Source organism: Streptomyces sp. NPDC001056 (genome assembly GCF_053598955.1).
Genome location: NZ_JBSFLI010000078.1, coordinates 1 through 3,948, shown reverse-complemented (window position 1 = coordinate 3,948; position 3,948 = coordinate 1). Strand labels below are relative to the sequence as shown.

The 3,948-nt window shown below is 68.4% G+C and carries 4 protein-coding genes; all 4 read left to right on the top strand.

The window, feature by feature from the left end; all coding sequences use genetic code 11:
* On the top strand, positions 1 to 885 hold an 885-nt coding region (locus tag ACWDD7_RS37380; RefSeq protein ID WP_450460675.1), incomplete at its 5' end, for a vitamin B12 dependent-methionine synthase activation domain-containing protein.
* A gap of 182 nt (positions 886 to 1,067) precedes the next feature.
* On the top strand, positions 1,068 to 1,769 hold the full coding sequence (locus ACWDD7_RS37375) for an HAD family hydrolase (protein WP_351881389.1): 702 nt from the start codon (positions 1,068 to 1,070) through the stop codon (positions 1,767 to 1,769).
* Between the two features lie 437 nt (positions 1,770 to 2,206).
* Positions 2,207 to 3,811, top strand: coding sequence for an ABC transporter substrate-binding protein (locus tag ACWDD7_RS37370; RefSeq protein WP_351881392.1), 1,605 nt, complete (start codon positions 2,207 to 2,209; stop codon positions 3,809 to 3,811).
* A 51-nt stretch (positions 3,812 to 3,862) separates the two neighbouring features.
* Positions 3,863 to 3,948: rod shape-determining protein (locus ACWDD7_RS37365; protein ID WP_450460676.1), on the top strand; the 86-nt coding region annotated here is incomplete at its 3' end.

The following is a 3,948-nucleotide window of genomic DNA, read 5'->3' as shown; positions in this document are numbered from 1 at the left end:
CAGCGCCGGGTGCGGGCCGCGGCGGCCGCCGAGGTGGCCGAGCGCCCGGAGGAGGGGCACGTCCGCTCCGATGTGGCCACCGACAACCCCGTGCCCGAGCCGCCGTTCTGGGGCACCCGCGTCATCAAGGGCATCCAGCTCAAGGAGTACGCGTCCTGGCTCGACGAGGGCGCCCTCTTCAAGGGCCAGTGGGGGCTGAAGCAGGTCCGCACCGGCGAGGGACCGTCGTACGAGGAACTCGTCGAGACCGAGGGCCGACCCCGGCTGCGCGGTCTGCTGGACCGGCTCCAGACGGAGAACCTGCTCGAAGCGGCCGTGGTCTACGGCTACTTCCCCTGCGTGTCCAAGGACGACGACCTCATCGTCCTGGACGAACAGGGCAACGAGCGCACCCGGTTCACCTTCCCGCGCCAGCGTCGCGGCCGGCGTCTGTGCCTGGCCGACTTCTTCCGCCCGGAGGAGTCCGGCGAGACCGACGTCGTCGGCTTCCAGGTCGTCACCGTCGGCTCCCGCATCGGCGAGGAGACGGCCAGGCTCTTCGAGGCCAACTCCTACCGCGACTACCTCGAACTGCACGGCCTGTCCGTCCAGTTGGCCGAGGCCCTCGCCGAGTACTGGCACGCCCGCGTCCGCACGGAACTCGGTTTCGGCGGCGAGGACCCGGCCGACATCGAGGACATGTTCGCCCTGAAGTACCGCGGCGCCCGCTTCTCCCTCGGCTACGGGGCGTGCCCCGACCTGGAGGACCGCGGCAAGATCGCCACGCTGCTGGAGCCCGAGCGGATCGGCGTCCACCTCTCGGAGGAGTTCCAGCTCCACCCCGAGCAGTCCACGGACGCGATCGTGATCCACCACCCGGAGGCGAAGTACTTCAACGCCCGGTGAGTCCTGTACCGGGGGCATGACGAAACGCCCTCCGGACCCTGTCGGGGTGTTTTACGGCGTACCCCGGCACATGGGTGATAAACGAAGCGCATCGACCGGCGGAGTCGTACACTGGTCGGTCCACCGCAGGCCGGTTCCCGCATGGGAGCCGGCCTGATCGTCCCTCAAGGAGGTGCGCCCGGATGACCAGTACGGTCCCCGCGCTCGGAACCCGTTCGGCCGAAGGCTCCGCCCTGCAGGCGGTCCTCCTCGACATGGACGGCACCCTGGTGGACACCGAGGGCTTCTGGTGGGACGTCGAGGTGGAGATCTTCGCCACTCTCGGCCACACCCTGGACGAATCCTGGAAGCACGTCGTCGTCGGCGGTCCCATGACTCGCAGCGCCGGCTTCCTCATCGAGGCCACCGGCGCCGACATCACCCTCGCCGAACTCAGCGTCCTGCTCAACAACGGCTTCGAGGACCGCATCAGCACCGGCCTGCCGCTCAAACCCGGTGCCGCCCGGCTGCTCGCCGAACTGCACCAGCACGGCATCCCCACCGCCCTCGTCTCCGCCTCCCACCGGCGCATCATCGACCGCGTCCTCACCGTCCTCGGCGCGCACCACTTCGCCCTGTCCATCGCCGGCGACGAGGTCACCCGCACCAAGCCCTTCCCCGACCCCTACCTCCTCGCCGCCACCGGACTCGGCGCCCACCCCGCCCGGTGCGCCGTCGTCGAGGACACCTCCACCGGCGTCGCCGCCGCCGAGGCAGCGGGCTGCCGCGTCGTCGCCGTACCCTCCCTCGCCCCCATCGGCCCGGCCGAACGACGCACCGTCGTCCCCTCCCTGGAACACGTCGACCTCGCATTTCTGCACAGCTTGATGACGGAAATGCCCTAGCCGTTCACCCAGCGTGCAATGGTCATTGGTCGGGGCAGCCAAATATCCACGGAAGTGCGTCCAGGGAAATTCGCGGCAAGCCCGCACGGCCGAATTCGACCGGCTCTCCGCATAGTTGGGCATGTGACGTTCGCCACCGCCACGGGCCTCGACAACGCCGGGCGAGTGTGCAGACCGGCCCGGTTCGACCGGGATCGACGGGCCTTTGTGTCCCGATTGGTGAGACGCTGCACTAATCCTGCCGCTGTCGGGTTTTCGGTGTGTCCACGCCCGGTTTCACAGCGTGATGAAGGGTCAACTCGCGCGGCTGTGAACGCCCCACGGAGCGCGGACTAATCTCGTCGCGAGAACATCGCCGAAGAAACCCCCGTGTTCCGCCGCGCGCCACCCAAGCATGCCGGAAACACGGACCCGAACAGCTCTGGAGAAACCCCCGCATGAACCGCAAGACTTTGGTGCTGCCGGCGGTGGCCGGCCTGCTCACCCCGGTCCTCGCCGCGTGCGGCGGATCGGGCAGCGGGAGCAAGGGCGGCGACGCCATCGTCGTCGGCACCACGGACCGGTTCACCATCACCAAGGACGCCCCCGCGCCCATCGACCCGGCCTACGGCTACGACGTCGGCACGTGGAACCTCCTGCGCCAGACCGTCCAGACCCTCATGGCCGAGCCCAAGGGGGAGGGCGACCCCGTCCCCGACGCCGCCGAAAGCTGCGGCTTCACCGACAGCGGCAGCGAGCGCTACGCCTGCAAGCTGCGCGAGGGCCTCACGTTCGCCAACGGCGACCCGGTGACCGCCCAGGACGTGAAGTTTTCCATCGAGCGCGCCCTGCACCTCAAGGCCGACAGCGGTGTCTCCTCGCTGCTGAACACCCTCGACACCATCGAGACGCAGGGCGACCGCGAGGTCGTCTTCCACCTCAAGACGGCCGACGCCACGTTCCCGTACAAGCTGTCCACCCCGGTCGCGGGCATCCTCGACCCCAAGGACTACCCCAAGGACTCCCTGCGCGACGGCTTCCACCTGGACGGCTCCGGCCCGTACACCTTCCAGGCCGAGGTCAAGGACAACGCGATCGTCAGCGTCACCTTCGTCAAGAACCCCCACTACAAGGGGGCCCAGACGGTGAAAAACGACAAGGTCGTGATGCGTTCCTACGCCGACGCGGACGCCATGGGCGCCGCCATCGACAAGGGTGACATCGACGTCATGACCCGCACCATGTCGCCCACCCAGATCCAGAAGCTGGACTCCGGCAGCGACGCGAACGTCGACCTCGTCGACATGCCGGGCCTCGAAATCCGCTACCTCGCCTTCAACACCGGCGCGCCCACCGTGAAGTCCAAGGCCGTACGCCAGGCCATGGCCCAGCTCATCAACCGCGGCGAACTGGTCTCCAAGGTCTACGGCACCGAGGCCGAGCCGCTGTACTCGCTGGTCCCGGCCACCGTCACCGGGCACTCCAACTCGTTCTTCAACAAGTACGGCAACCCCAGCGCCGCCAAGGCCAAGGACCTGCTCACCAAGGCCGGCATCACCACCCCGGTGAAGCTGACCATGCACTACACCACCGACCACTACGGCTCGGCCACCAAGCAGGAGTTCGAGGTCCTGCAGAAGCAGCTCAACGGCAGCGGCCTGTTCGACGTCACCATCCAGGGCCACCCCTGGGAGACCTTCCGCCCCGCCGAGGAGAAGGGCCAGTACGACGTCTACGGCATGGGCTGGTTCCCCGACTTCCCCGACGCCGACAACTTCCTCGCGCCGTTCCTCGACAAGGACAACTTCCTCAACTCGCCGTACTCCAACAGCGCCATCCAGCGCACCCTGATCCCGCAGTCCCGCCGCGACGCCAACCGCCTCTCGGCCGCGGACAGCCTCACCGAGATCCAGGACATCGTCGCGGACGACGTCCCGGTCCTCCCGCTGTGGCAGGGCAAGCAGTACATCGCCGCCCGCGACGACATCACGGGTGTCGCCTACGCCGTCAACTCCTCCTCCACGCTGCAGCTCTGGGAGCTCGGCCGGGGCGTGAGCGGCTGACCCGCCGACGGTGACGCACAGAGGGGCGCCCCTCTCCCCGCGGGCCGTGACATGGCTGTCGACCTCGGGACCGCCAACACGCTGGTGTACGTCAGGGGTCGCGGAATCGTACTCAACGAGCCGTCCGTCGTCGCGAT

Excerpts from the sequence above, each read along its gene's own strand:
- ACWDD7_RS37370 (WP_351881392.1), top strand. The coding sequence starts at position 2,207 with ATGAACCGCAAGACTTTGGTGCTGCCGGCGGTGGCCGGCCTGCTCACC.
- ACWDD7_RS37375 (WP_351881389.1), top strand. The coding sequence starts at position 1,068 with ATGACCAGTACGGTCCCCGCGCTCGGAACCCGTTCGGCCGAAGGCTCC.